The following is a 23,227-nucleotide window of genomic DNA, read 5'->3' on the forward strand; positions in this document are numbered from 1 at the left end:
CCACGATTGGGTCGCTGTACGTGGGATTCGAGGCTTTGGCGGAAGCTGCCCGTACATACGATAAAACTAGTATAGGTGAAAAAATGACTGGCGTAAACATTGAATTTAATATACAAGATGCATTAGATGCAGTAATTGCAATTGAGTCTTCTCTTGATAATACAACAGAATTATTCAATCATATTGGCGAGGTATTACTTGATATACACGCTGAGCGCTTTAATGCGCAAGAATCACCAGATGGCATACCTTGGCAAGAGTTATCACCTTGGTATAAAGAATCCAAGCCAAAACAAAAAGATAAAATATTGACCCTGGATGGAACTTTACGCAGTACACTGCGATGGCAGATTGAGGGTAATACGCTATTATTTGGTACCAACTTAATCTATGGCGCTATCCATCAATTTGGCGGTACAATCAAACCAGTTAGGGGCAATGCATTAAATGTTGGTGGACATCCTGTAAAACAAGTTGTAATTCCTGCTCGCCCTTGGCTGGGTGTTAGTACACAAGATAAATTGCTATTGGTCGATGTTGTGCGTGAGCACTTGGGGTTTGCTTAAAACGTAATATAACGCGTTTTAAGCGATTTTATTCTAAAATCCTAGTCAGTTTATTTACGAATCGCTTTAATCGTGTTGTAAATGCTTTATAATAAGTTTTTAGCTTATATTTCTTTTATTATTTTGCCAATCTATTCTCCAATCATTAAAAAATTATCTGCCCGCGTTCAGATTACCCTTTCCCCAAAATAGATCATGATGCTCTATATCAATTTATTGGAGCATTTTATGGTACTTATTCCCGTTTTTAAACCTGGCACGCACACAGCTGTTGATGGTCGAAGAATCACCTTCACTTTAGAGAACTGTATTGATCTAGCTGAAAGCTATGACCCGTCTTTATCTGAAGCACCAGCAGTGATTGGTCATCCTAAATTAACAGCACCAGCTTATGCATGGGCAAAATCTTTCGAAGTAAAAGATGGTTTGGTTTATGCCAAGTTAGATCAGATTAACCCAGAATTTGCTGAAGCATATAACGCTGGCAGTTATAAAAAACGTTCACTTTCAATTTACCTACCAGATTCACCAGGCAACCCAAAACCAGGTCATTATTATGCCCGGCATATTGGTTTCTTGGGTGCTGCTGCTCCAGCCATAAAAGGACTACCTGATGTAAGTTTTTCTGAGTCTGATGGAGAACAAGGTGCTGCTGAGTTCTCTATGGCCGATGAAGAATTTGACGAAAATCTGATTTCAATTTTATCAAATTTACGTGACTTATTGATTGAAAAAGACGGTATTGCTAGTGCTGACCTATTTTTACCGCAATGGCGCATTGAATCATTGCGCGCAATATCCGACCGAAAACAAAAGGAGAAAGAAATGCCACAACCTAATTTAGACGCAAGCTTTGCCGAACAACAGGCTGCAATTGATGCTAAAAATGCAGATTTAGCAGCACGAGAGCAAGCATTGCTTGAAAAAGAACAGAAGCAAAAACGTGATGAATTCATATCATTTGCTGATGGATTAGTTAAAGATGGAAAATTAATGCCCGTCCATAAAACAACCGTCGTTGAAGTATTTATGTCACTTGGTAATGAGCCTATCTCATTTGCGGAAGGCGATAAAACTGTTAACTCGTCACCTATTGATTTAATCAAAAAAGTGCTTTCAGAACGTCCTACGTTTATGGATTTTTCTGAAAAATCTGCTGAAGATGACGAAAACAAAGTTGATACACAAGACCCGAAAGCTATAGCTGAGGCCGCTGCTGCTTATCAAAAAGAACAGTCGGATAAAGGTAATAGTATTTCTATTAGTCAGGCTGTAGCGCATGTAACTAAAGAGAAAAAACAATAGATTGCTTTATCAATAACTCTATTTAATTAAACAAGATAAATAAAGGTTCAGAAAATATGAATATTCCAGGATTAATAGTAGCAAAGAAAGCGGAAGGCGAAGTCAAACCTCGGGTAATTGTTATACACGGCAGTGAAGATGGAAATGCAAAACAAGCTATTGATGGCGCCGTGTTATTAATTGGCTTATCAACAATTGCTGGCGGTGGAGATGGTGAAGTATTTGACGTAATCCGCAGTGGTTTAGCTCCTGTTTTTTATAGTGAACAAATAGCAATTGGCGACCCAATTACCGCAAATACCGATGGTCGAGCAAAAAAAGCTATTAGTGGCGATTTTATTATTGGCTATGCCGAAGTTGCGGGTGATACCGATGAACTAGGTTCTGTATGGATTGCTCCAGGTAAACAAGCTTAACCCATTTTATTTAACTAATGGTCTATGAACATTAATAAACAAGTTTTTTAGGAGAATATAACTATGCAATACCCTTTTCCAGTTGATCCTCAACTTACTGCTATAACAATCGCATATCGTAATACTAAACTGATTGCAGACGAAGTCTTGCCACGCGTGCCTGTATCAAACACATCATTTAAATGGCTGGAGTTTGATTTTTCAGAGCGATTTACTTTGCCTAATACAAAAGTTGGTCGGACGTCAAAACCCAACCAAGTTGAGTTTAGTGCTAAAGAAAAAGAAAGCTCTGTTGAAAATTGTGGACTTGATAGCCCTGTCCCTCAAGATGATATTGACACTGCAATCACGGGATACAATCCGCTTGGCCATGCAGTCGAAGCAACGACAGATCTAATTTTGTTAGATCGCGAAGTTCGTGCCGCAAATTTACTTTTTAATGGTGCAAATTATAACAATAAACAAACATTAACTTCAGCACAACAATGGAATTCTTCGGATAGTGATCCAGTGGAATTAATAACAGATGCATTTGATTCAATGGTTCAGCGTCCAAATATTGGCACCCTAGGCCGTCGTGTTGCAACAATATTACGTCGACATCCTAAAATTGTAGCGGCATATCATGGAAATGCTGGAGAAAATGGGATGGTACCTCTCGGATTTTTAGCTGACTTGTTAGAACTAGAAGCCATTTACGTTGGTGACGCATTTTTAAATAGTGCTAAGCCTGGTAAATCCCCTGTGTTACTTCGAGCGTGGGGCAATAAAGCATCATTCACTGTACGTAATAAATTAGCAAACACTAAAGGTGGTATCACGTTCGGTTATACAGCTCAATTTAAAGATCGCGTTTCAGGTTCAATTGCTGATCCCGATATTGGGTTGCGTGGTGGTCGGCGTGTGCGTGTTGGTGAATCAGTCAAAGAAATAGTTGTAGCAAAAGATGCTGGCTATTTGTTTGAAAATGTTATTTCGCCAAACAGTTAATAATGTGAATAGTAACCAACGGTAATCTATCGTTGGTTTGAGTCAAAATTATGAATATTCCATACATTACATTGCTAAATTTATTAGAACGCCCAGGATTAATTGAGCTAACGCAATTGGTTGCACAAGATGGTGAAATCCCCGCAGATGCTAAGTTGTTAGATGCCATCATTAATAGTAATGACATTTCAAGTTGGACATCTGATGAAATTACTAATGCAAATCGTGCAATCTCACGCATTAATGAATCAATTGATGATGCTGAAGCTGAAATTAATGGATTTTTAATGCAACGCGGGCACAAATTACCATTAATCAAGGTACCACGATTGTTGAGTGATTGGGCTCGAATTATTGTTCGTTACAAATTGCATCGCAATCGTGTTTCCGATGAAAAAAGCGATCCAATTGTACGTGACTATAAGCAAGTTTTAGCTTTTTTGAAATTAGTTGCCGACGGCAAATATTCGCTTGGTATTGACGATTCATTACCTGTTGCTGGTGGTGTACCGAAACAAACTGGCCCTATTCGGGTATTTGATATGGATACACTTAGGGATTATGGGCGATGAGCAGTCAACCTTTTGATGTATCAGTAATAGCTGAAAAATTAAAAGAGCTAACAGCAAATAAAACTCTAGTTTTTGTTGGAACAAGCGCTGAATACAGTAAATTGACTGATTTAACTTCAGCTCCAACCCCCGCGGCGTATGCTCTATTAGGTAAAGAAACACCAAATGATAAACCAGCGGGAACACGGCAATCAGTAACAGTCAATTTTGGAGTTGTAATTGTTGCTCGTGACATATCAAGCCAAGCAACGAATATTCAAAATGTAAAACAATTAGCAAACCCCGTCATAGGTGCTGTGCGTGATTTGTTAATTGGTAAAACAGTTCAGTTTATTGATGGAGTACGCCCTATTAGTTGGGTTGGTGGACAAACTCTAGGTTTTCAAAACGGCGTATTAGTGTGGATTGATTCGTATCAGACTCAGCATTTTATTGGTAGTCGCTAAATAGTTTTAGGAGAAATATATGTCAGATTTATTGATGAGTTTACAAGGTACCATAAACCTTGCTACGCGTAATACCGCAAGTTCACCAGCCCGCCCAGGTGCATTTCGTCATGTGGGTACGGCGGATTCTTGTGAAATGGAACTAAGTGTCGAAACTGTGACACAAAATGAATCGTACACCGGGCAGCGTTTACAGGTTGGAGAATTAACACTAGGCAAAAGTGGCACTCTGAACCTCACATTAAAAGATTGGTCAATCGAAAATATTGCCCTCGCGCTCTATGGTGAAAAAATCACGGTGAATTCAGGTATAACAACTGATGAAAAATTGCCAGATGGATTAGTTGTTGACGACCGCATCAAATTAGCGCATCCATTTGTGTCTGATGTTGAATTAAAAGCTATTGATGGAACGACATTAGTATTAGGTACCGATTATGAGCTTGAATCATCACACGCCGGATTAATCAAACTATTAACTACAGCAGCATTAACTGCAACGGTTGATTATTCATATGCTAAAACTGACAGTCTAGGTATTTTTACTCGTCACCCCCCAGAACGCTGGTTCATGTTAGATGGCATTAATACAGATCGCGATGATGAACACGTTATTGTTGAATTATTCCGTGTCAAATTTAACCCTGTATCCAATTTGTCGTTGCTGCACAATGAAGGATATGGTGAGTTACAACTGACTGGAACAGTTCTTGCAGATATGAGTCAATCCAAAGATGGTTCGCTTGGTTATTTTGGTTCATATATTCAAAAAGCAAAATAATTAATTAACTAACTACGAATTGCGGTGAAAACACACCGCTTTTACTTTATCAACTTAAGGTTAATAAAATGGCAGAAAAAGTGACAGCAACAAAAGAAGAATCCAATGATTTATCAGTGTTAATGCCTGACCGTGAAATAACGTTAGCTGGCGAAACAATTACAGTACGCGAATATTCATTTAAAGACGCGCTAACAATCGGTAATGACATTGACCAGTTTGTTGCATTAATTGTGAATGAAATGAATGGTACAAACAAAATCACTATTGAGCAAGCCGACGCAATTATCATGAATAACCTGAAACTTGTTTATTCATTAATCAGTACATCGATTCAAAAATCTATTACTTGGATTGAAGCGCTGTCATATGAGGATGGATTGCAAGTATTAGATTGGTGGTGGGTCGTTAATTCTGGTTTTTTTATGAACGCGGTGACACGCAAAATCATTCGGCAAAACGCAGCAAAACAAGTAAATCAGGCAAACCAGTAAGCTGGAGTGAAGTTTTTACATTACTAATAAAAAATGGACACGATGCACAGCAGTTACCAAATTACACACAACGACAACTACTGATGTATTACGACGAAATAATTAAGTTACAAAATCGAGAACGCGCTAACCATATTGAAGATATCAGTCTTGGGTTTGGCGGTAAACAAATTACAAACTTTGTAAAACGATTACGCGGAGAGTAATAATGGCTAATAACGATATGAATATTGCAATGCGATTCACTGCTGACGTGAATCGTGCTAAAAAAAATATTCATGAAATCGGCGATGAATTAAAAAGCGTTTATGAAAAACAAACTGACGCTATGAATCGTGGTCAGCGAGCTATTATGGAATTAATTCAGCAAGAAAAAGCTGAAGAACGTGCGCAAGAAGCGGCTGCAAAAGCAGCCAAAGAGCATAACAAAGAGGTCGAAAAGTTACGACAAGGATTAGATAAACTACTTGCGAGCATTGACCCAGCAACTAAAGGTTTGAGTCGGTTAGATGAATTAGAGAGTAAATTAAGAAAATCCAAAAAAGCAGGAGTAATTGATAATGAAACATTTGATAGTTATTTAAGCAAAATAAATAATCAAAGAGCCGCATTATCAACTGTTGAATCGCTGTCCAATGGAACTAGTAAAATAGATTTAAACACTCGTTCAGCTCGTCGTAGTATCGCCAGCATGATAAAACAACTCGCGAGTGGCAATCTAAGAAGTGCTGGAAATTCGTTATTTTCAATTGCAAATCAAACAGGTAAATTACCGCCGCTGTTCAGTGCTGCGACATTGTCTGTTGTCGGTTTTATCGGAGCTGCCTATAGCATAATAAAAATTTTATCTCGTATTTCATCTGAGCAAGAAGCCTTTAAAAAATCAATTATTTCAACAGGAAATTATGCGGGTACAACAGCGTCAAGTCTTGAAGCCATGTCTCAAAAAATTGGAAGCATTGGCCATAATTATAGTGAAACAAGCGACAGCATCGCAGAGTTAACTCAACAAGGGCAACTATCATCGAAAGCGATAGAAAACATAGGTACAGCAGCTGCTTATATGTCAGTACTAACTGGACAAAGTAGTAAAGAGGCAATATCAAGTTTTAAGGATATACAAAAATCTGTAACTGAATGGGCATCAGTTTCAAACCAGCAATATCACTGGATGGATCTAGCAACATATCAGCGAATCGCTGCACTGGAAGCTCAAGGGGACACTGAACAAGCAATTGCTGTTGCCACTGGTAAATATGCAGATGTACTCAAAGCACGCGCTGAAGAAATGAAAACCCAGCTAAACTGGCTGGAATCTGCTTGGATTAGTTTTAAAAATGGCATTAGTGACTTAGGTAATTCTATAAAAAAAGATTTAAAATTTAGCTTTGGGCTGGCAACTTTAGATGAAGAGATTGAAAAGTTAGAACAAGCCAAAAGACGTGGTTTTTTTATGTTTAATGGCGGTTCAATACAATGGTCTGAGTCATCAGAGGAAGATTTGCAAAATAAGCGAAATGAACGTGATAAATTGCAAAATGAAGCAGCTAAAAATCGGGAACAAGCAATTGCCGCCGAAAAATCCATTTCCGCTCAAAAACAACTTGATGAACTTCATAAAAAAAATACAACTGATGCAGAACGTCAATCTCAAGCTGTCGAACAATTAAATAAAAACTACCAGGCATTATGGGCAGATGAAAAAGGACGCAAAGATCTACAAGAGCACGGTGTTACATCAGATGACGGTAAATCATTTTCTGGTGGTCAGTACGATAAAGATGTAAAAAACATTACGGACAAAGGTATTCAGGGATATAACCAGAGCCTTGAGAAATCACTTAAACTAACCACCGAACTACAACGCGTAACGTATGAGATCAATGAAGGCCAATATAAAAATGCATCGCAAGCAGAAAAAGATAGAGCCATTGAACTCGCTAAACAGATTGACGCTAAAAATGCAGCTAAAAATAAAAAATCCGATTTTTCATTAAAAAATGACAAAAATAATCTTGCATTACAACAACAATTAAATGAATTGCTCTTGGGAACCAAAGCTAACGATCAGACAGTTGAACAATGGTATAACAATTTACTAACTCAATTTAAAAAATCTGGAAATAAAGAAGGTATCGATTTAATCGACCAAATATTGCCACTTAAAAAAGCTGAAGCTAATCTGAATGAAATCACTGCTAAAATTCAGCAAGCGCAATCACGTCAATCAACAAAAGAACAAAGCATACAAGCTCAAGTGACAAGCGGATTAATTACACAAGTTGAAGCTCAAAGTCAGTTAGTCGAACTGCATCGGCAAACAGCGCAAGAGCTTGAAAATTATTTACCCATATTGCAAGCAATGACTGATTTGCCGGGACAAGCAGGAGAAAATGCCCAAAAATCACTTGCAACACTTCAGTTACAAATTGCTGAATTAAATAAAACCACGGATGCACTCACTAGTGCATTTCAAAACGGACTACAAACAGGTATTCAAAGTAGTTTGGATAGTTTAGCCAAAGGAACATTCGAACTAAAAGATGCATTATTAAACTTAGCGCAAAGCATTTTGTCATCAATGGCGCAAGTTGCTAGTAAAAGTCTTGCCGACATGGCGATGAGTGGGTTATCAAATTTAGGTAATTCATTGTTTGGTACAGCAACAGATGCTGCTGTTGATAGTGCAAATGCAGCAGCCCAAGCTGGTCTAATGGAAACAGCTATTGCTACAAGTACTGCTACTGGGGCAGGATTAATGGGTGAGTCAATTTCCATGTCGGCTGGAATTGGAGCTGAAACAATTTCAGCATCGATGGTGACAGCAGGTACAGCAGCGGGTGAAATTATTAGTGCATCTATGATTGCTGCTGCGGGTGCAAATGCGGGTAGTTCGGCAGTTGGTGCAGCAGCAGTTGCAGCAGCTACAGGGGGGTATATTTCAGGGCCAGGTACTAGCACATCAGACTCTATTCCCGCTAAATTGTCTAATGGTGAATATGTTGTTAATGCAGCTTCAGTCAAAAAATATGGTGTTGACTACTTACACGCAATCAATACTGGGCGTGCACATCGTTATGCGTCTGGCGGTTTAGTTTCTAATGTTAGTACTCCTAGAGCTCCGAATGTTTATGATGAAAATTCAACATCACGCACTGCTAATCAATCGCAATCAGCACCAGTTATTCAACAAACGTTAGTTTTAGATAGTGGTGAAATGCTGCAATCAGGTATTAATTCAGTGGCAGGTTCACGGGCAATTATGACGTGGGTAAGAGCTAATTCTCAAACATTAAAGCAGGAGTTGTCATAATGAAAAAATTCGTATGGCAGGCAGATCCTGATTGGACAAATGGAGTTACCGAAACTTTAGAATGGAAAACCGACATACTACAATCATACAGTGGCGCAGAACAGCGAATAGCACGTCGTTTATCACCACGGCGCACTTTTGAGTTTTCAATTCTTATCGGTGGTAATGAACGGGCACGTTTCGAAAATAGGCTAGCATTTGTGGGGGGTAATTCGTGGTATTTCCCAATTTTTACTGATGTGACCTATTTGGAAAAAGATGTTGATTTAAATGCTACAGTTTTGCCATGCAGTACCCTAGGTCGTGATTTTGTGGTTGGTAATAAAGTACTGATTAAAAGTGAAATCAATAATTGTAATCAATCTGCATTGCTCGAAGTCGCAGCTGTAAATGATTATTCAATTACATTAGTTAATCCGATTAAAACTCGGTTTAATGCTGGCGCATGTATTTATCCCGTTAGACTGGCTGTACTAACAGATGTACCAGAACTAACTCGTTACAATGATGATTTATTAAGTGCTCAAATTCGATTTCGAATTAGTGAACACAATGCATTTAGTAATGATATTTCACATTTACCCATTTATCGTAATTTTCCTGTTTTAACCATGTTCCCAGATTGGTCTGAATCGTTAAAAGGTCGATATGAGCGATTTTTAATTGAGCTCGATAATGGTTCTAGCGCTCCATCCCGATTAGATACTGCACGGTTACCATTTTTTGTACAGGAATTCAGATGGTTTGTAACTGAACGTAATGAGCAAGTTGAGTTACGCAAACTGTTTTACTATTTAAATGGTTGTCAAAAATGTGTGTGGGTATCAAGTCAAGCAAACGACTTTAATGTTGTTTCAGTTGATGGTCGAGTTCTTGAAGTCGAGAACGTTGGCTTTAATGAAATTGGGCTAATGCCAGGCCGAAAAGATATCACTATAAATTTATGTAATGGCGAAGTGTTGTATCGTCGAATTGAAAAAGTTGCAGCTATATCTGATGAAATTGAACGACTGCTGCTCAACGATTCAATCAGTGTAAATGCTGAAGATATTTTGTCAGTTTCGTTTTTAACATTGTGCCGTTTAGATAACGATTCTGTCAGCTGGGAACATGTAACTGATGCTGATGGTTTAGCAAATATCACATGCAGTTTTAGAGGAGTACGCGATGAGCTGGAATCAATTTGAATATTCAACAAATAACGGTAAGCCGTTAACACTATATGAATTTATTCATAATGAACAAAAATATTATCGCTATACAAATGCTGACCGTAATGTTGAATTTAATAATGCGATTTGGTTCAGTGAGGCTATAAGCAACACAGGTTTAAGTATTGGTTCAGGTAATAATTTAGAAATTACTCTGCCATCTAATAATGATGTAGTGCGACTATTTCGTGGAGTACCACCAACAAAGCCAATTGTTATCCGTATGTATCAGCTACATGAAAGTTCGAATGATTTTAAGGTCATCTGGATCGGAAAAATTCAAGAAGTTAAGCGTGAATCAATAGAAAAAGCAAAACTCATTACTGCAAGTGTTGCAAGTTCATTTGAACGAAATGGTCTGAGGTTAACTTACGGGCGTTCATGCCCTTATGCATTATATGACCACAATTGTTGTATCAATAAAGAAAAATATAAATTTACCAATATTGAAATATTGGCGCTTGATGGCGCAAATATCACCGTAAATTTATCAGGATTTAATTCGGGTTATTTTTCTGGTGGATATATGGAATATTACATCGATGGCATTCAAGAGCTGAGAGGGTTAAAAGTACATGAAAATAACACAATTGGGATTCTTGGCGGTACACAAGGCTTAAGTAAAGGAATGAGAATTAATTTATACCCCGGTTGTGACAAAACAATCAAAACGTGTAATGAAAAATTTGGAAATCATCTTAACTATGGTGGTCAACCGCACATACCTGGTGTGTCGCCGTTTACTATTGTTAAATTATTTTAGGAGAAAGCTATGTGGTGGGCTGTTGCTAAATTTGTCGCTGTTATTGTTGCTAGTTATGTTATTGCGCGTGTTACCGCGAAACAACCAAAAAGTAATAGGCCTACTGCTGCAACAGAGGATGATTGGAATATGCCTGTCCCAGATGAAGGTACACCACAGTGTGTTTTTTTTGGTGACTGTTGGACGGCGGATTGGTTTGTTCTGGGTTACGGTAACTATCGTTATAGTGCTATTCGCAAATAATTTTGGAGCATTCATTATGAAAATAACAATGGAACATATTCGTGCAGGCGGTGGCTGTGCCAAAGGATTACGTGAGTTTTTTAAACGCTATAACTTGGATTTAAATGCGTTTATTCGTGATGGATATATTGATTCAGAAAAAGTATTAAAAACCGGCGATGCGCTAGCTGTTCGTATAGTCAATATTGCAAAGGAGCAAGAAAATGGGCGGTAGTTCATCAAAAAAAGTGACTGTCGGTTACCGTTATTATTGGGATTTGTTTTGTGGGCTAGGCCGTGGTCCAATTGATTCTATTGTTGCGATTACAGCTGATAAAAAAGTCGTGCTACTTTGCACTGAAAATGAAGCCACATCATCATGTTCTATAAGTATTAACAAACCCAATTTATTTGGCGGAGAAGACACCGGTGGCGAAGGCGGTATACAGGGAAACTTGGAAATAATGATGGGTGAACCAAACCAAATTCCATCAAATAGTTTAAAAAACATTTTAAAAGGATTGATTCCGGGATTTCGTGGTTTGGTCACAACATTTTATTCAGGTCTAATCAGCTGTTACAGTGCATCACCAAAACCGTGGTCATATCGAGTTCGTCGAACAACTAAGGGGTGGGATAAAAATAATGTTTGGTATCCAGAAAAATGTTTGATCTTATTGCGTGATGATTTGTCTGAAATAACTGGAATTGAAATTGAAATTGAAATTGAAAGTCGATACGGAAAAATCACGCCCGTAAAAAATAAAAATAAGTTTATAGATAAAATTAAAAACAATGACAAAAATAAAACTCCAGAACAATTGGAAGAAGAAAGAAAAAAACGCGAACAAGAAAAACTAAAAGAAGAAAAACGGCAACGAAAAATTGCAGCGTTACGCAAAAAACTTAACTATAACATTCGCAACATACATGCAATGAATCCAGCGCATATTCTGTTTGAATGCGCCACCAACCGTGACTGGGGCCGTGGGTTGTCATGGAACGATATTGATGTTGATAGCTTTAAAAAAGCTGCGGATATACTATTTGCTGAAAAATTTGGTCTTTGTTTTCGATACAATCGACAGGATCAGCTACAAACGTTTATACAACAAATTTTGGATCATATCGGGGCTGCGCAATATGCTGATCTCTCAACCGGAAAATTAAAATTAAAGTTAATTCGCAATGATTATAATCCAGATATGTTACCACTGTTTACATATGATAATGGTATTTTATCAGTGCAAGACGACGATAGTGCAAGTAGTGATGCATCATATAATGAAATAGTTGTTACATATCACAACCCCGTAACACATGAAGATGGAGTTGTACGTGCGCAGAACTTGGCATCAATACAACAAGTCGGATTGATTAGTAATTCTGTTGAATATAAAGCTGTACCTACACAAGAGTTGGCAGCCCGTCTTGCAGAACGTGATCTTGAAATGAATGCTGCGGGCATTACACGTTTAATCATTAAATTTGACAGGCGTGGAGGCATATTAGAGCCAGCATCTTGTTTTAGAGTATCACTACCCGACCGTGATATCGAAAATATGATTCTTCGTGTAGGAAAAATAGAAGAACAAAATGATGGTTCGTTATTGATTACTGGAGTCCAAGATGTTTTTAGTTTGTCATCAACATCATTTAGCAGCGGACAACAAACCAACGAATGGACGTCACCAGATAATTCAATTCGAGCGGTTAATGATGTACAACTTATTGAATTACCTTATGCGGTTCTTGTATCAACACTGAGCGCAGCGGATCTAGATTATGTAAAACCATCGTCAGGATACATAGGTGTTATGGCATCAGCGCCAACATCAATGTCAATTAATTATGTATTACAATCGCAAGCAGCGGGTGCTGAATCAATCAATGAAAGTCAATGTGATTGGACTGCTAGTGCAACATTAATTAATGATATTGAAAAGTTAGAAACAAAATTCGAAATTAGCATTGATTCTGATTATCAACTGTCAATTGGTGACGGCATTATAATTGATGACGAATTCATGCGTATTGATGAATTTGACGTTGAAACAAATACGTTAACTGTTGGTCGCGGTTGCATTGATACGCTACCAACATTTCATCATGCTGGCTCGACAATACGTTTCTATATGAGTGTTCTGGAAACAGATCATATTGAATATATTAGTGGTGAAACAGTCGGAGTTAAACTACTTACGCAAACTAATGCTGGCAGACTAGATGAAGATATTGCTCCCGTCGAAAAAATTGTTATATCTAATCGTCAAATCCGCCCTTATTTACCGTGCAACATTAAAGTTAATAACTCACTATATCCAGATATAATTGAGCCAGCGGACTCATATATTGTGAGTTTTACTTATCGTGACCGTTTATTACAAGCTGACCGTTTGATTGATTGTTTATCAGATAATATAGGTCCAGAGCCCGGTACTGAATATATAGTTGAAATTGCTGATTATTATACAAAAGAAATATTATGGAGTTTTAATGCAACTGACACGTTAATTGCATTGCCATATGTCTCAAATCAAGATCATATCTATGATGATCGCCACATACTCACATTGTATAGCATGCGGGACGGTTACGAATCGTTATACAAATTTACAGCTGAATTACCGGAAGGCCATTTAGTTGGAGGTGAATATGTCTAATCAAAATGAATACTATTACGGTCAAGGTAAAGTATTTCTATCTCAACTAAATAGTGATAATGGGCAATGGCGTTGGATCGGCGATGTTTCATCACTAAAAATTAATTTTGAATTTGAAGAACAATATAGCAAACGCAGCATTGGAGGCAAATTAGTTAATAGTAAACGTTATATCACGTTTATTGGGGGAAATGTCACTGCTACATGGTTTGATCGTTCTGTTGAAAATCTAGAATTATTATTGCGCGGAAAGTCTATATCACATCAACAAAGTGGGGCTGAAGATGAATTTAATAATATAAAAGCTGGCATGACAATTTATCTACAGCATCAAAATGTACGGGATGTATTCATAGAAAATCTAAAAGAAAATACCGATTATATTATCGATTATAACCAAGGTTCTATTTTATTTATCACAAAACCGCACTCGCCAGTACTAATTGAATATGACCATTCTGGACTTGACGGTATCAGTATTTTAAATAATGAACCGATAGAGCTTGCCCTTCGTTATGTTGGACACAACATTATTGATAATAAATCGGTAAATATTGAACTTTTTAGATTATCACTAGATCCAGTCGAATTCATTAATTTAATTGATGACAAATCAGAATTTTCAAATATTGAAACAACATTACAACTATTACCAGATCTAACAAAAAATCCAAGATCAGATTTTGGGATGTTCGGCCGAATGATCAAATTTACAGATTTTATCGATATCTTATACGACGATGAAATTGCATATGATGAACAATACAACTTTTCAAATTAAATTAGAGGTAAATGTAATGGAGAATTTAAATGAAGTGGCGAGCTGGGATGATGCGGTTTATTTAATTCAACGTAAAGATCGTGTAGGCGGTGGCGTTAGAGGCATTGCAAATAAGCCACACATGGCACTGGCAAATCGAACACAATATCTAAAAAAAGCTGTAGATGAAAATACTGAGGCATTAACACTAACATTATCCGCATCTAATAATAATCCCAATTTTAATGCACAAAATAATCGTATTGAAAATCTAAATCATCCAGTTAACAAAAATGATTCAGCCACTAAAGATTATGTTGATTTAAATAATGAAAAAATACAAAAACAAGTAAATGAACTGAAAGAAGCACAGATCGGTTACGAAAATGTAGGCAACTTTAAGGCTGGATGCACTTTAAATACCCGTAATGAAATTGTCTATGATGAAGTTACAAAAAAGTATTATGCGTGGGCAGGAAATCTTCCACATGTTGTTTTACAACATACAAATGTTGTTGATGAAATAGCAAATGGACAACCATGGTTGGTCATTGAAAACTCGAACGAATTTATACCAAAAATTGAGAGTATAAAACAAATAGCACAAAGCGTAGCTACACAATTCTATGGTTTTAAAAGAGATGGTGCAAAATTGATTTTAGAAACAGCAGGAAATATAGATAACAAAACATTACATATTTCTGAATTTCTTGAGTGGATAATTGCACCAGGCGGATGTGAATTTAAAATTAAAGATAAAGATCTATTAATGATTATATAAATAAAGGAGATAAAAATGGCAATTATAAATCTTGGGAATATAAGATTTAATTGGTGCGGTGAATATAGTGATGCTACAACATATTACCCCGATGATGTTGTGGGTTGTAATGGTTCAAGCTACATAGCAAAAAAAATAAATAAAGGCATTAGCACAGCTGATCGTGATGCGTGGGATCTAATGGTCGCCGGAGCGGAAAAAACCTACGTGATTGGTGAACAAAAATTAATGCCATTTCGTGCATCTGAATTACCACCCGGATGGTATTTTAGGAACGGTGATAATTATTTACTAGATTCGCCACAAGGGCGAGCGTTAGACAGCTTGTCTGCAAATTATAAAGAAGACTTTAAAATCACAATAAAAGTAATTGATGGTAAGCAATATATTAATGTACCGACAGCATTTTCCTCTGACGGGCGTGGTTTTTTTGAACGCCCCGTAGATGGAACTACTCGTCAGACTGGTAATGTTGAAAACGATGCTATTCGTAACATTTTCGGGCAATTGTATAATGTCATGCAATGGAGAGGGACATCGGGAGTGGGAGTATTTAATGTTGAAGAACCAAGCAACGAGGGTTCTGGTTTAAATAATCGATATAACAATGCAACTGTAAAATCATCTGATTCAGATTTTCCCGAACGCCCGATCACATTCAATGCATCAAATGTTGTTCTTACAGCCCATGAAAATAGACCTTTAAATATTGGCATGACACCCACAATTTATCTCGGAGTTTAATATGATTAATTATTATTTTGACAATACACATGAAATGAGACCTTACACGCACAAGCTGGAAGCTAATGATGGCACGTTAGCTCCAGATAATGCATTGCGGATTTCCCCTGAATTTAAAGAAAGTTTCCATCCATGCGAAAAAGATGGTGGATGGTATTTGGTTGAGGATTATCGCGATAAAATAGTTTACAATATAAAAACTAAAGAATCCGTTAAGGTTGATTATTTAGGCCCAATTAGAACAGGGTTTACCTTGTTAAAACCATTTCAATTTAGCAAATGGGACGAAGACAAATGGGTTTTAGATGAAAATGAGAAAACCGCATTTAAAATAAAACAGAACAAAATATTTAAAAATTCGTTACTAAATGATGCGAATCAAAATATATCAATGCTTCAAGACGCAATCGATCTCGGCATGTCAGAAAAAGGAGATGATGAAAAATTAAAATTATGGAAAAAATATAGAATTCTGCTAAATCGCATTGACGCATCAGATATAAATGTAATTTTCCCAGAAAAGCCGTAATGTAATTTGTTTTCATATATAGAAATAAGCGATGCAACGAATTATCAATTGATCTACAGCGTAATTATCTCGCGTTGCATCAACTAAATTTGAATTCGTTGAATAAAATTAAAAAAATATAAATAATCTATAAATAAGAGAAATAACGTTTGATTCTAAAATAAATAACCTAACTTTCGTCAGTTAAATAATCCTAAATTATGGCTTGCTGGAGACTGGCCTCTAGGCAATTGTGTTTTAGAATTTTCAATCCATTGTTACTATTTCTGATTGTTTTATTTCAATAAAAATACGTTTTATTACTGCACAAGTAATAAATAAACTCATTCATTTTAGCAATTTTTGTTTTTGCTGATTTTGTTAAGATATATAAATAACCAAATGAAAATAATCATGATTTGTTAACAAATGTATTAGAGGCGATAAGAAGATCTGGTTGTTGATAATAGATCTTTCGGAAAACAAAAGATTTGTAAGATTTTTAGACTTTAAAAACTCCATTCCTCAATTTATTTATAAATTATAAGCCTTGAAATAGAGATATCCTCTATTGATAATGATAATTATTAATTTTGAGTTTTTTATAAAACTTAATTTCATTTTTAGCAAATAAAGGCGTTATAATATACTCAATTTTCTAAATAAAATTTTAGGCCTGAAATTGGATTTTCAACTTGTTAGTCGATTAAAGAATCTTCAACTTTATAAAAAACGACGTTCAAATAATGTGCTTTTCTGGCGCGAAATTTATCCTTTAGCTATGCCAATTTTGATTGAGAATTTGTCAGTCATTTTGATGGGGATTTTTAGTACATTTTTAGTGAGTTGGATTGGTAAGGCCGAGATGGCTGCCGTCGGACTTGCAGAAAGCTTTAATATGATTATCATGTCCTTCTTTATGGCAGTTGCACTCGGTACTTCTGTGGTGGTGGCGTTTAGCTTAGGCCGACACAATCGTAAAAAAGCCGTGGTCGCAGCAAGGCAATCCATTACGTTATTAGTAATAATTTCGATTTTACTGTTTTTGTTTGTCGAGTTCTCTGGTTATTGGATTGTCGAAATTATTGCAGGTAAAGCCGATCCTGAAGTGAAGGAATTAACGCTTACTTTTCTAAGATTAACCGTTTTAGGCTACCCCGCTCTTGCCTTTATTTTAGTTGGTTGTGGTGCATTACGTGGTGCTGGCAATACCAAATTACCAATGTACTTAAACATTATCATGAACATTTTAAACTTAACGATCAGTTATATGCTAATCTACGGCGCTTTTGGTTGGCAAGGATTAGGCTTTATTGGCGCAGGTATCGGCTTAACAATTTCACGCTATTGTGGCATGTTCTTTATTTTATTAGTCTTAACCATAAAACCAAGTCGGGCGTTATTTATTCCCCTCCGTAGTTATTTTCATTCATTTAATGGCAAAATTTTAATTGATATTTTAAGTATTGGAATTCCTGCTAGTGTGGAATCGGTAATGTTTAATATCGGAAAATTGCTTACGCAAACCTTTGTCGCAGGTATGGGCACCTCAACTATAGCTGCTAATTTTATTGCGTTTTCAATTGCCGGATTGCTTAATTTACCAGGTGGAACACTTGGTGCAACATCAACAATTATTGTAGGTAAACGTATTGGTATGGGACAAATTTATCAACCAACACGGCAACTTAAATTTATTTTTCATCTAACCAGTTTATTACTCTGTTTTTTAGCCTTTTTATCGATCCCATTCGCAGGATTATTAAGCTCGCTTTACACTAATGATAAAGAAGTTATAGAAATCTCCAAACATTTACTTTGGTTTAATGCCTTATTTACCCCTTTTTGGGCTTCATCCTTTGTTTTACCATATGGTTTTAAAGGTGCGAAAGATGCAAGTTATACCATGTGGGTCGCTATTGCTAGTATGTGGATGTGTCGGATTGTTGTGGGTTATATTTTTGGCGTCTATTTTGGATTTGGAGTTATTGGTGTTTGGTTCGGTATGTTTTTAGATTGGATTATTAGAAGTATTTTCTTTTATTATCGACTTATTAGTGGTAAATGGCTATGGCGTCATCAAAAAATCAGCTAGTACCAATACTGAAAATCTATTTCTTACAAATAAGTTTGGAGTATTTAATTTAACGATATCAACAATGTGCTGACAACTGAGTGAAGTTAGCATGACAAACATAGACGCATTAAAAGCGAACGCAGGCGGTAGGCTGTCACATCGTGACCACTTGCGTGGTCGCCGTGGAAGTTGGTAAAGAGCATTCACTTAAACACTCTTTATTCAAACGGAAACAACATATATAAATAGCCATCAAATAACAAAACGTCCAAAACTCAACCAAGCAAAAAATTTGAGGAACGGGGTTTTAAAAGGCTAAAATCCATCCTAGAAAGCCCTAAATTCGTTTACAAAAAATGATTTTAAACAAATTCAATATCGACCAATTGACTCTGAATCAATTATGCAATTAATAAACAATTATTTAGATGAAAATTATTTCAACAGCATATCAATACACTAATTATAGTGATAACATATCACTAATTACTTTTAGCTATATTTCTTCAATTGATTAAGATTTTTACTTCAGCAAGGTCTGATAATTAAACTCGTATTTCTGGTTAAATTGTCAGTAGATATAAGTAACATAAGGAGATAATAAATGAAGGTAACGTCAATAGCTATGCTAGTCACATTTGGATTAGCCAGTTCAGCTGCTTTCGCTCATAGTGCTGATCAAATCATTATTCGTGGCGGTCCAGTCTATGTTCATCCACAAGATAAAAGTGATCATGTTAAAGTTGGTGGAGCAAAAAGCGATCTTAAAGCCAAAGCTAATAATGACACGCAACTTGGGCTAAACTTTCAATATATGGTTACTGATAATTTCGGTATCGAATTATTAGGCGCTACACCATTTAGTCATCAAGTTAAACTGGGTGGAGGTAATTCTACCGGATTGGCTGGTGCAAAATTAGGTAAAATTAAACATTTACCACCGACATTAAGCGCAGTTTGGTATCCACTTGATAGTAATTATGAACTCCAACCTTATGTAGGACTTGGTGTCAATTACACTTTCTTTTTTGATGAAAAACTTAGTGGCGAAGCCAAAAAAGCAGGTTTTCATGGCCTAGATTTGGATAGCTCTTGGGGTTGGGCCGCTCAAGTCGGTGCCGATTATACTTTTAACGATAATTGGCTAGTCAATGCTCAAGTCCGTTATATTGATATTGAAACTAAAGCCACTACTCATCTGGGTAATACTAAAGTAACTGCAAAGTATAAACTTGATCCTTGGGTGATGATGCTTGGTGTTGGTTATAAATTTTAATGTAATTAATAAAAAACCTCTCCATGAGAGGTTTTTTTAATACATTATTTAATGCCTTAACTCAATTAATCTATACTATCAAAATAAGCCTCGAGAATTCAGTTCTTCTTGCCATTAAAGCTCGTCAAATATCGATACCTCCTACATTATTTGTGTCCAAAATGGCGTTATAAATTTGTGATATCTATCACATTAACCATATAACGTAATTAAGGTATGCAAAATCATAATACTGTTTTGAAAATGAATTTTATAAACTCTATTTATTGTTATTTTTTCAATAAGTTGTTAACGCAACCGATAATTAAATAATGACAGTTTTATGCAAATCATATTTTGATAACTAAAAGGAGTTTATGATGGATAATAATAAAAAATTATCAGTCATGGAAAAAATCGGCTTTGGGATGGGGGATGCAGCCTGTGGTATTGTCTATTCCTCGGTGACGATGTTTTTGACCTATTTTTATACTGATATTTATGGCCTTTCTGCTGCTGCGGTTGGCATAATGTTCCTCGCTACACGAATTTTCGATGCTATTATCGATCCGATTACAGGTATGGTCGCTGATCGTACTAAAACAAGATGGGGACGATTTAGACCATGGTTAATTTGGTTTGCTATTCCTTATGCTGTACTAGCTGTTATGACTTATACAACACCAGATTTTGGTTATTCAGGTAAACTTTTATATGCATACATTACCTATGCATTATTAATGCTTTGTTATACATTTATTAATATCCCTTATTGTGCTCTAGGTGGTGTTATTGCTCGTGATGAGAAAGATCGTTTATCTGCTCAATCCTATCGGTTTACTATTTCATCGGCATCAGGGCTTATGGTATCAATCGGTACATTATTCTTAGTCGATTGGTTAGGAAAAGAAAATAAGCAACTCGGATTTCAGTTAACCATGGCGATAATGGGCGTTATTGCAATTGGTATGTTAGTATTCTGTTTTGCAACCACTAAAGAAAGAGTGGTACCAATTGAAGATAAAAATGTCAGTGTTAAAAAAGATTTAAAATGCTTATTAGGCAATGATCAGTGGTGTATTGTGGCTCTTATTACCTTCTTTTCAAGTATGGCTGGCGTTATGCGTAGTTCAGCAACGCTTTACTATGCAACTTACTTGATGATGGGTGGCGTTAGCTCAGCAGCGGGTACTGCGATGAAATCAGCCTTTGTGTCAACATCCGTGGTTGGTACTATATTAGGCGCGATGGCTGCTGGTTATTTTGCTAAACGTTTTACTGCTATTCAATTATTTAAAAATATTAATTTAACGTTGTTTGTTATTGGTGTGGTGATGTTTTTTGTTCCACCTGTGTGGTTAGCGGTTATTTTCCCACTCTATTTTTTAATTGGCTTTTTCCATTCCATGTATCAACCATTCAAATGGAATATGATGGCCAATGCTGCTGATTACGGTGAATGGAAATTTGGACGCCGAGCAACTGGTCTATCTTTCTCAGGTAATTTATTTGCCTTAAAACTTGGCATGGCAATCGCGGGGGCTTTAGTCGGAATTAGTTTAGGTTTATTAGGTTATCAAGCTGGTGTAAATGAACAAACACCATTAGCCACAATGGGCATTATTGGTCTTTTAACTATTGGACCAGCATTTTCATATTTATTACTTTGGTGGTTAATGCGTTTTTATAAATTAGATGACAAAATGATGGAAAAAATTCAAAGTGATTTACTTGCTAGACAACAAAATAAAGATAGTGATGACTAAGATAGAATGTCGATAAGTAATAGTTACAATTAAAGGTTAATTATATGAGTTTAGATTATTACCAAAATCCTATTATCTGCGGTGATTATTCAGATCCCGATATTGTCAAAGTAAATGATGATTTCTTTATGGTTTCATCTAGCTTTAACCATATGCCAGCATTACCGATCCTACACTCAAAAGACTTGGTAAATTGGCAAATTATCAATCATGTTTTTGATGCACTTGACTTACCCGGTTATGATGCAGTCCAACCAGGTAAAGGAGTTTGGGCGCCATCGATTCGCTATCATGATGAAAAACTTTGGGTGTTTTTTAGTACCCCTGATGAAGGTATTTTTATGTCTTATACCACTGATCCATGGGGCGAATGGAGCAAACCACACTGCTTACAACCAGCACTAGGTTGGATTGATCCTTGTCCATTTTGGGATGATGATGGTCGAGCATGGTTAGTGCATGCCTTTGCACAAAGTCGTTGTGGTGTAAAACATAAGTTGCAGCTGTTTGAAATGGCCAACGATGGGTCAAAATTAATCGGCGAAGGTCAAATTATTTACGATGGCACTGCCGATTTACCGACACTTGAAGGACCAAAACTTTATAAGCGCAATGGTTGGTATTACATTTTTGCACCTGCTGGCGGTGTTGAAAATGGTTGGCAATCGGTGTTACGTAGTCGTAATTTAACGGGTCCTTGGACTGCACGCAATGTGCTATTTCAAGGCAATACGACAATCAATGGCCCTCATCAAGGTGGATGGATCGAATTGGCCAACAATGAGTGCTGGTTTGTACATTTCCAAGATGCCCATTTATATGGTCGTATTGTTCATTTACAGCCAATGTATTGGGGTGATGATGATTGGCCTCGCATTGGTGAGAGTATCTATAATGACTTTACAGGACAACCGGTATTATCATATAAAAAACCAACTGTGCTCCATCATTCAGAAGAGTATAAAATCCAAACCAGTGACGATTTCCAGCATGGTAAATTTGGTTTACAGTGGCAATGGCAGGCTAATCCTAACTCAGATTGGCTAATAGCAAGTGATCAAGGATTAACCTTAAGTTGTTATCCATTACCTACTCGTCATCAACAGCAAACACTCTATTTTGCAGCAAACTTATTACTGCAAAAATTTTCAGCATGGCAATTTACGGCGCAAACTCAACTTAGAATGAATGCTAAGCAAACAGGTGATTTGGGTGGTTTAATCGTTTATGGTGAACGTTATGCAGCAATTATGATCGGTTATGATAATGGACAGTATAAGCTTTATTATCGATATGGCTGGATGAAAGATTCAGGTCAAGTTGACGAATATCAACAAATTATCACTCAATTATCTTCTGAGAATTGTCAACTTAAAGTAGAAGTGGGATTGAATGGTATCTGTCAATTTTACTATAAAGATCATGAGACAAACTGGATTTCAATTGAACCTAGCTTCGCTGCAGGAAAAGGTAAATGGGTGGGAGCTAAAGTAGGAATTTTTGCCGCAACAGAAGCAGATAATACTATTGGCCATTGCCATTTTGATTACTTCAAGATTAGTTAACGGTTTAATTAGATAAAAAAACCTCTCAT

Annotated in this window: 23 protein-coding genes; all 23 read left to right on the forward strand. The window is 36.5% G+C overall.

Going from position 1 to position 23,227, the window contains the following annotated elements:
* Positions 1-20 precede the first annotated feature (20 nt).
* The 23 genes from H3T54_RS00550 (at position 21) to H3T54_RS00655 (ending at position 23,198) form a co-directional block, all read left to right on the forward strand.
* On the forward strand, positions 21-566 hold the full coding sequence (locus H3T54_RS00550; RefSeq protein WP_198220375.1) for a phage virion morphogenesis protein: 546 nt from the start codon (positions 21-23) through the stop codon (positions 564-566).
* A 228-nt stretch (positions 567-794) separates the two neighbouring features.
* Positions 795-1,871 (forward strand): hypothetical protein, encoded by a 1,077-nt coding sequence (locus H3T54_RS00555; RefSeq protein WP_198220376.1) that lies wholly within the window; start codon positions 795-797, stop codon positions 1,869-1,871.
* 56 nt (positions 1,872-1,927) lie between these two features.
* Positions 1,928-2,287 (forward strand): hypothetical protein, encoded by a 360-nt coding sequence (locus H3T54_RS00560; protein WP_198220377.1) that lies wholly within the window; start codon positions 1,928-1,930, stop codon positions 2,285-2,287.
* A 63-nt stretch (positions 2,288-2,350) separates the two neighbouring features.
* On the forward strand, positions 2,351-3,277 hold the full coding sequence (locus H3T54_RS00565; RefSeq protein WP_198220378.1) for a hypothetical protein: 927 nt from the start codon (positions 2,351-2,353) through the stop codon (positions 3,275-3,277).
* 50 nt (positions 3,278-3,327) lie between these two features.
* The gene (locus H3T54_RS00570) at positions 3,328-3,849 is read left to right on the forward strand and encodes a gp436 family protein (protein WP_198220379.1); all 522 of its coding nucleotides are present in this window, start codon (positions 3,328-3,330) and stop codon (positions 3,847-3,849) included.
* Positions 3,846-4,295 (forward strand): hypothetical protein, encoded by a 450-nt coding sequence (locus tag H3T54_RS00575; protein WP_198220380.1) that lies wholly within the window; start codon positions 3,846-3,848, stop codon positions 4,293-4,295. Before H3T54_RS00570 ends, H3T54_RS00575 begins: the two co-directional genes overlap by 4 nt.
* Positions 4,296-4,314: 19 nt before the next feature.
* The gene (locus tag H3T54_RS00580) at positions 4,315-5,076 is read left to right on the forward strand and encodes a hypothetical protein (RefSeq protein WP_198220381.1); all 762 of its coding nucleotides are present in this window, start codon (positions 4,315-4,317) and stop codon (positions 5,074-5,076) included.
* Between the two features lie 80 nt (positions 5,077-5,156).
* On the forward strand, positions 5,157-5,570 hold the full coding sequence (locus tag H3T54_RS00585) for a DUF6631 family protein (protein ID WP_198220382.1): 414 nt from the start codon (positions 5,157-5,159) through the stop codon (positions 5,568-5,570).
* Between the two features lie 83 nt (positions 5,571-5,653).
* Positions 5,654-5,776, forward strand: a complete 123-nt coding sequence (locus H3T54_RS11910; RefSeq protein WP_255553172.1) for a hypothetical protein — start codon at positions 5,654-5,656, stop codon at positions 5,774-5,776.
* Between the two features lie 2 nt (positions 5,777-5,778).
* Positions 5,779-8,883: a phage tail length tape measure family protein gene (locus H3T54_RS00590; RefSeq protein ID WP_198220383.1), complete on the forward strand. Its 3,105-nt coding sequence runs from the start codon at positions 5,779-5,781 to the stop codon at positions 8,881-8,883.
* Positions 8,883-10,070, forward strand: coding sequence for a hypothetical protein (locus tag H3T54_RS00595; RefSeq protein WP_198220384.1), 1,188 nt, complete (start codon positions 8,883-8,885; stop codon positions 10,068-10,070). The genes H3T54_RS00590 and H3T54_RS00595 overlap by 1 nt, the downstream gene beginning before the upstream one ends.
* Positions 10,051-10,857, forward strand: coding sequence for a phage BR0599 family protein (locus H3T54_RS00600; RefSeq protein WP_198220385.1), 807 nt, complete (start codon positions 10,051-10,053; stop codon positions 10,855-10,857). Before H3T54_RS00595 ends, H3T54_RS00600 begins: the two co-directional genes overlap by 20 nt.
* 9 nt (positions 10,858-10,866) lie before the next feature.
* A complete protein-coding gene (locus H3T54_RS00605; protein ID WP_198220386.1) occupies positions 10,867-11,100 on the forward strand; it encodes a hypothetical protein in 234 nt (77 codons plus the stop codon).
* Between the two features lie 16 nt (positions 11,101-11,116).
* Entirely contained in the window at positions 11,117-11,314 is a 198-nt protein-coding gene (locus H3T54_RS00610) for a hypothetical protein (protein ID WP_198220387.1), read from the forward strand.
* A complete protein-coding gene (locus H3T54_RS00615; protein ID WP_198220388.1) occupies positions 11,304-13,742 on the forward strand; it encodes a phage tail protein in 2,439 nt (812 codons plus the stop codon). The genes H3T54_RS00610 and H3T54_RS00615 overlap by 11 nt, the downstream gene beginning before the upstream one ends.
* Positions 13,735-14,523, forward strand: a complete 789-nt coding sequence (locus H3T54_RS00620) for a hypothetical protein (protein WP_198220389.1) — start codon at positions 13,735-13,737, stop codon at positions 14,521-14,523. Before H3T54_RS00615 ends, H3T54_RS00620 begins: the two co-directional genes overlap by 8 nt.
* Positions 14,524-14,539: 16 nt before the next feature.
* Positions 14,540-15,283, forward strand: coding sequence for a hypothetical protein (locus tag H3T54_RS00625; RefSeq protein ID WP_198220390.1), 744 nt, complete (start codon positions 14,540-14,542; stop codon positions 15,281-15,283).
* Between the two features lie 99 nt (positions 15,284-15,382).
* On the forward strand, positions 15,383-16,027 hold the full coding sequence (locus H3T54_RS00630) for a hypothetical protein (RefSeq protein ID WP_198220391.1): 645 nt from the start codon (positions 15,383-15,385) through the stop codon (positions 16,025-16,027).
* Between the two features lies 1 nt (position 16,028).
* A complete protein-coding gene (locus H3T54_RS00635; RefSeq protein WP_198220392.1) occupies positions 16,029-16,556 on the forward strand; it encodes a tail fiber assembly protein in 528 nt (175 codons plus the stop codon).
* Positions 16,557-17,217: 661 nt separating this feature from the next.
* The gene (locus H3T54_RS00640; protein WP_232351478.1) at positions 17,218-18,630 is read left to right on the forward strand and encodes an EmmdR/YeeO family multidrug/toxin efflux MATE transporter; all 1,413 of its coding nucleotides are present in this window, start codon (positions 17,218-17,220) and stop codon (positions 18,628-18,630) included.
* A gap of 586 nt (positions 18,631-19,216) precedes the next feature.
* Positions 19,217-19,888, forward strand: a complete 672-nt coding sequence (locus H3T54_RS00645) for an OmpW family protein (RefSeq protein ID WP_198200059.1) — start codon at positions 19,217-19,219, stop codon at positions 19,886-19,888.
* A gap of 359 nt (positions 19,889-20,247) precedes the next feature.
* Positions 20,248-21,633 (forward strand): glycoside-pentoside-hexuronide (GPH):cation symporter, encoded by a 1,386-nt coding sequence (locus H3T54_RS00650; RefSeq protein WP_110447744.1) that lies wholly within the window; start codon positions 20,248-20,250, stop codon positions 21,631-21,633.
* Between the two features lie 44 nt (positions 21,634-21,677).
* Positions 21,678-23,198, forward strand: coding sequence for a glycoside hydrolase 43 family protein (locus tag H3T54_RS00655; RefSeq protein WP_198220393.1), 1,521 nt, complete (start codon positions 21,678-21,680; stop codon positions 23,196-23,198).
* The last annotated feature ends 29 nt before the right edge of the window (positions 23,199-23,227 follow it).

The sequence above is a fragment of the Gilliamella sp. B14384G10 genome (assembly GCF_016101685.1).
Lineage (GTDB): Bacteria > Pseudomonadota > Gammaproteobacteria > Enterobacterales > Orbaceae > Gilliamella > Gilliamella apis_A.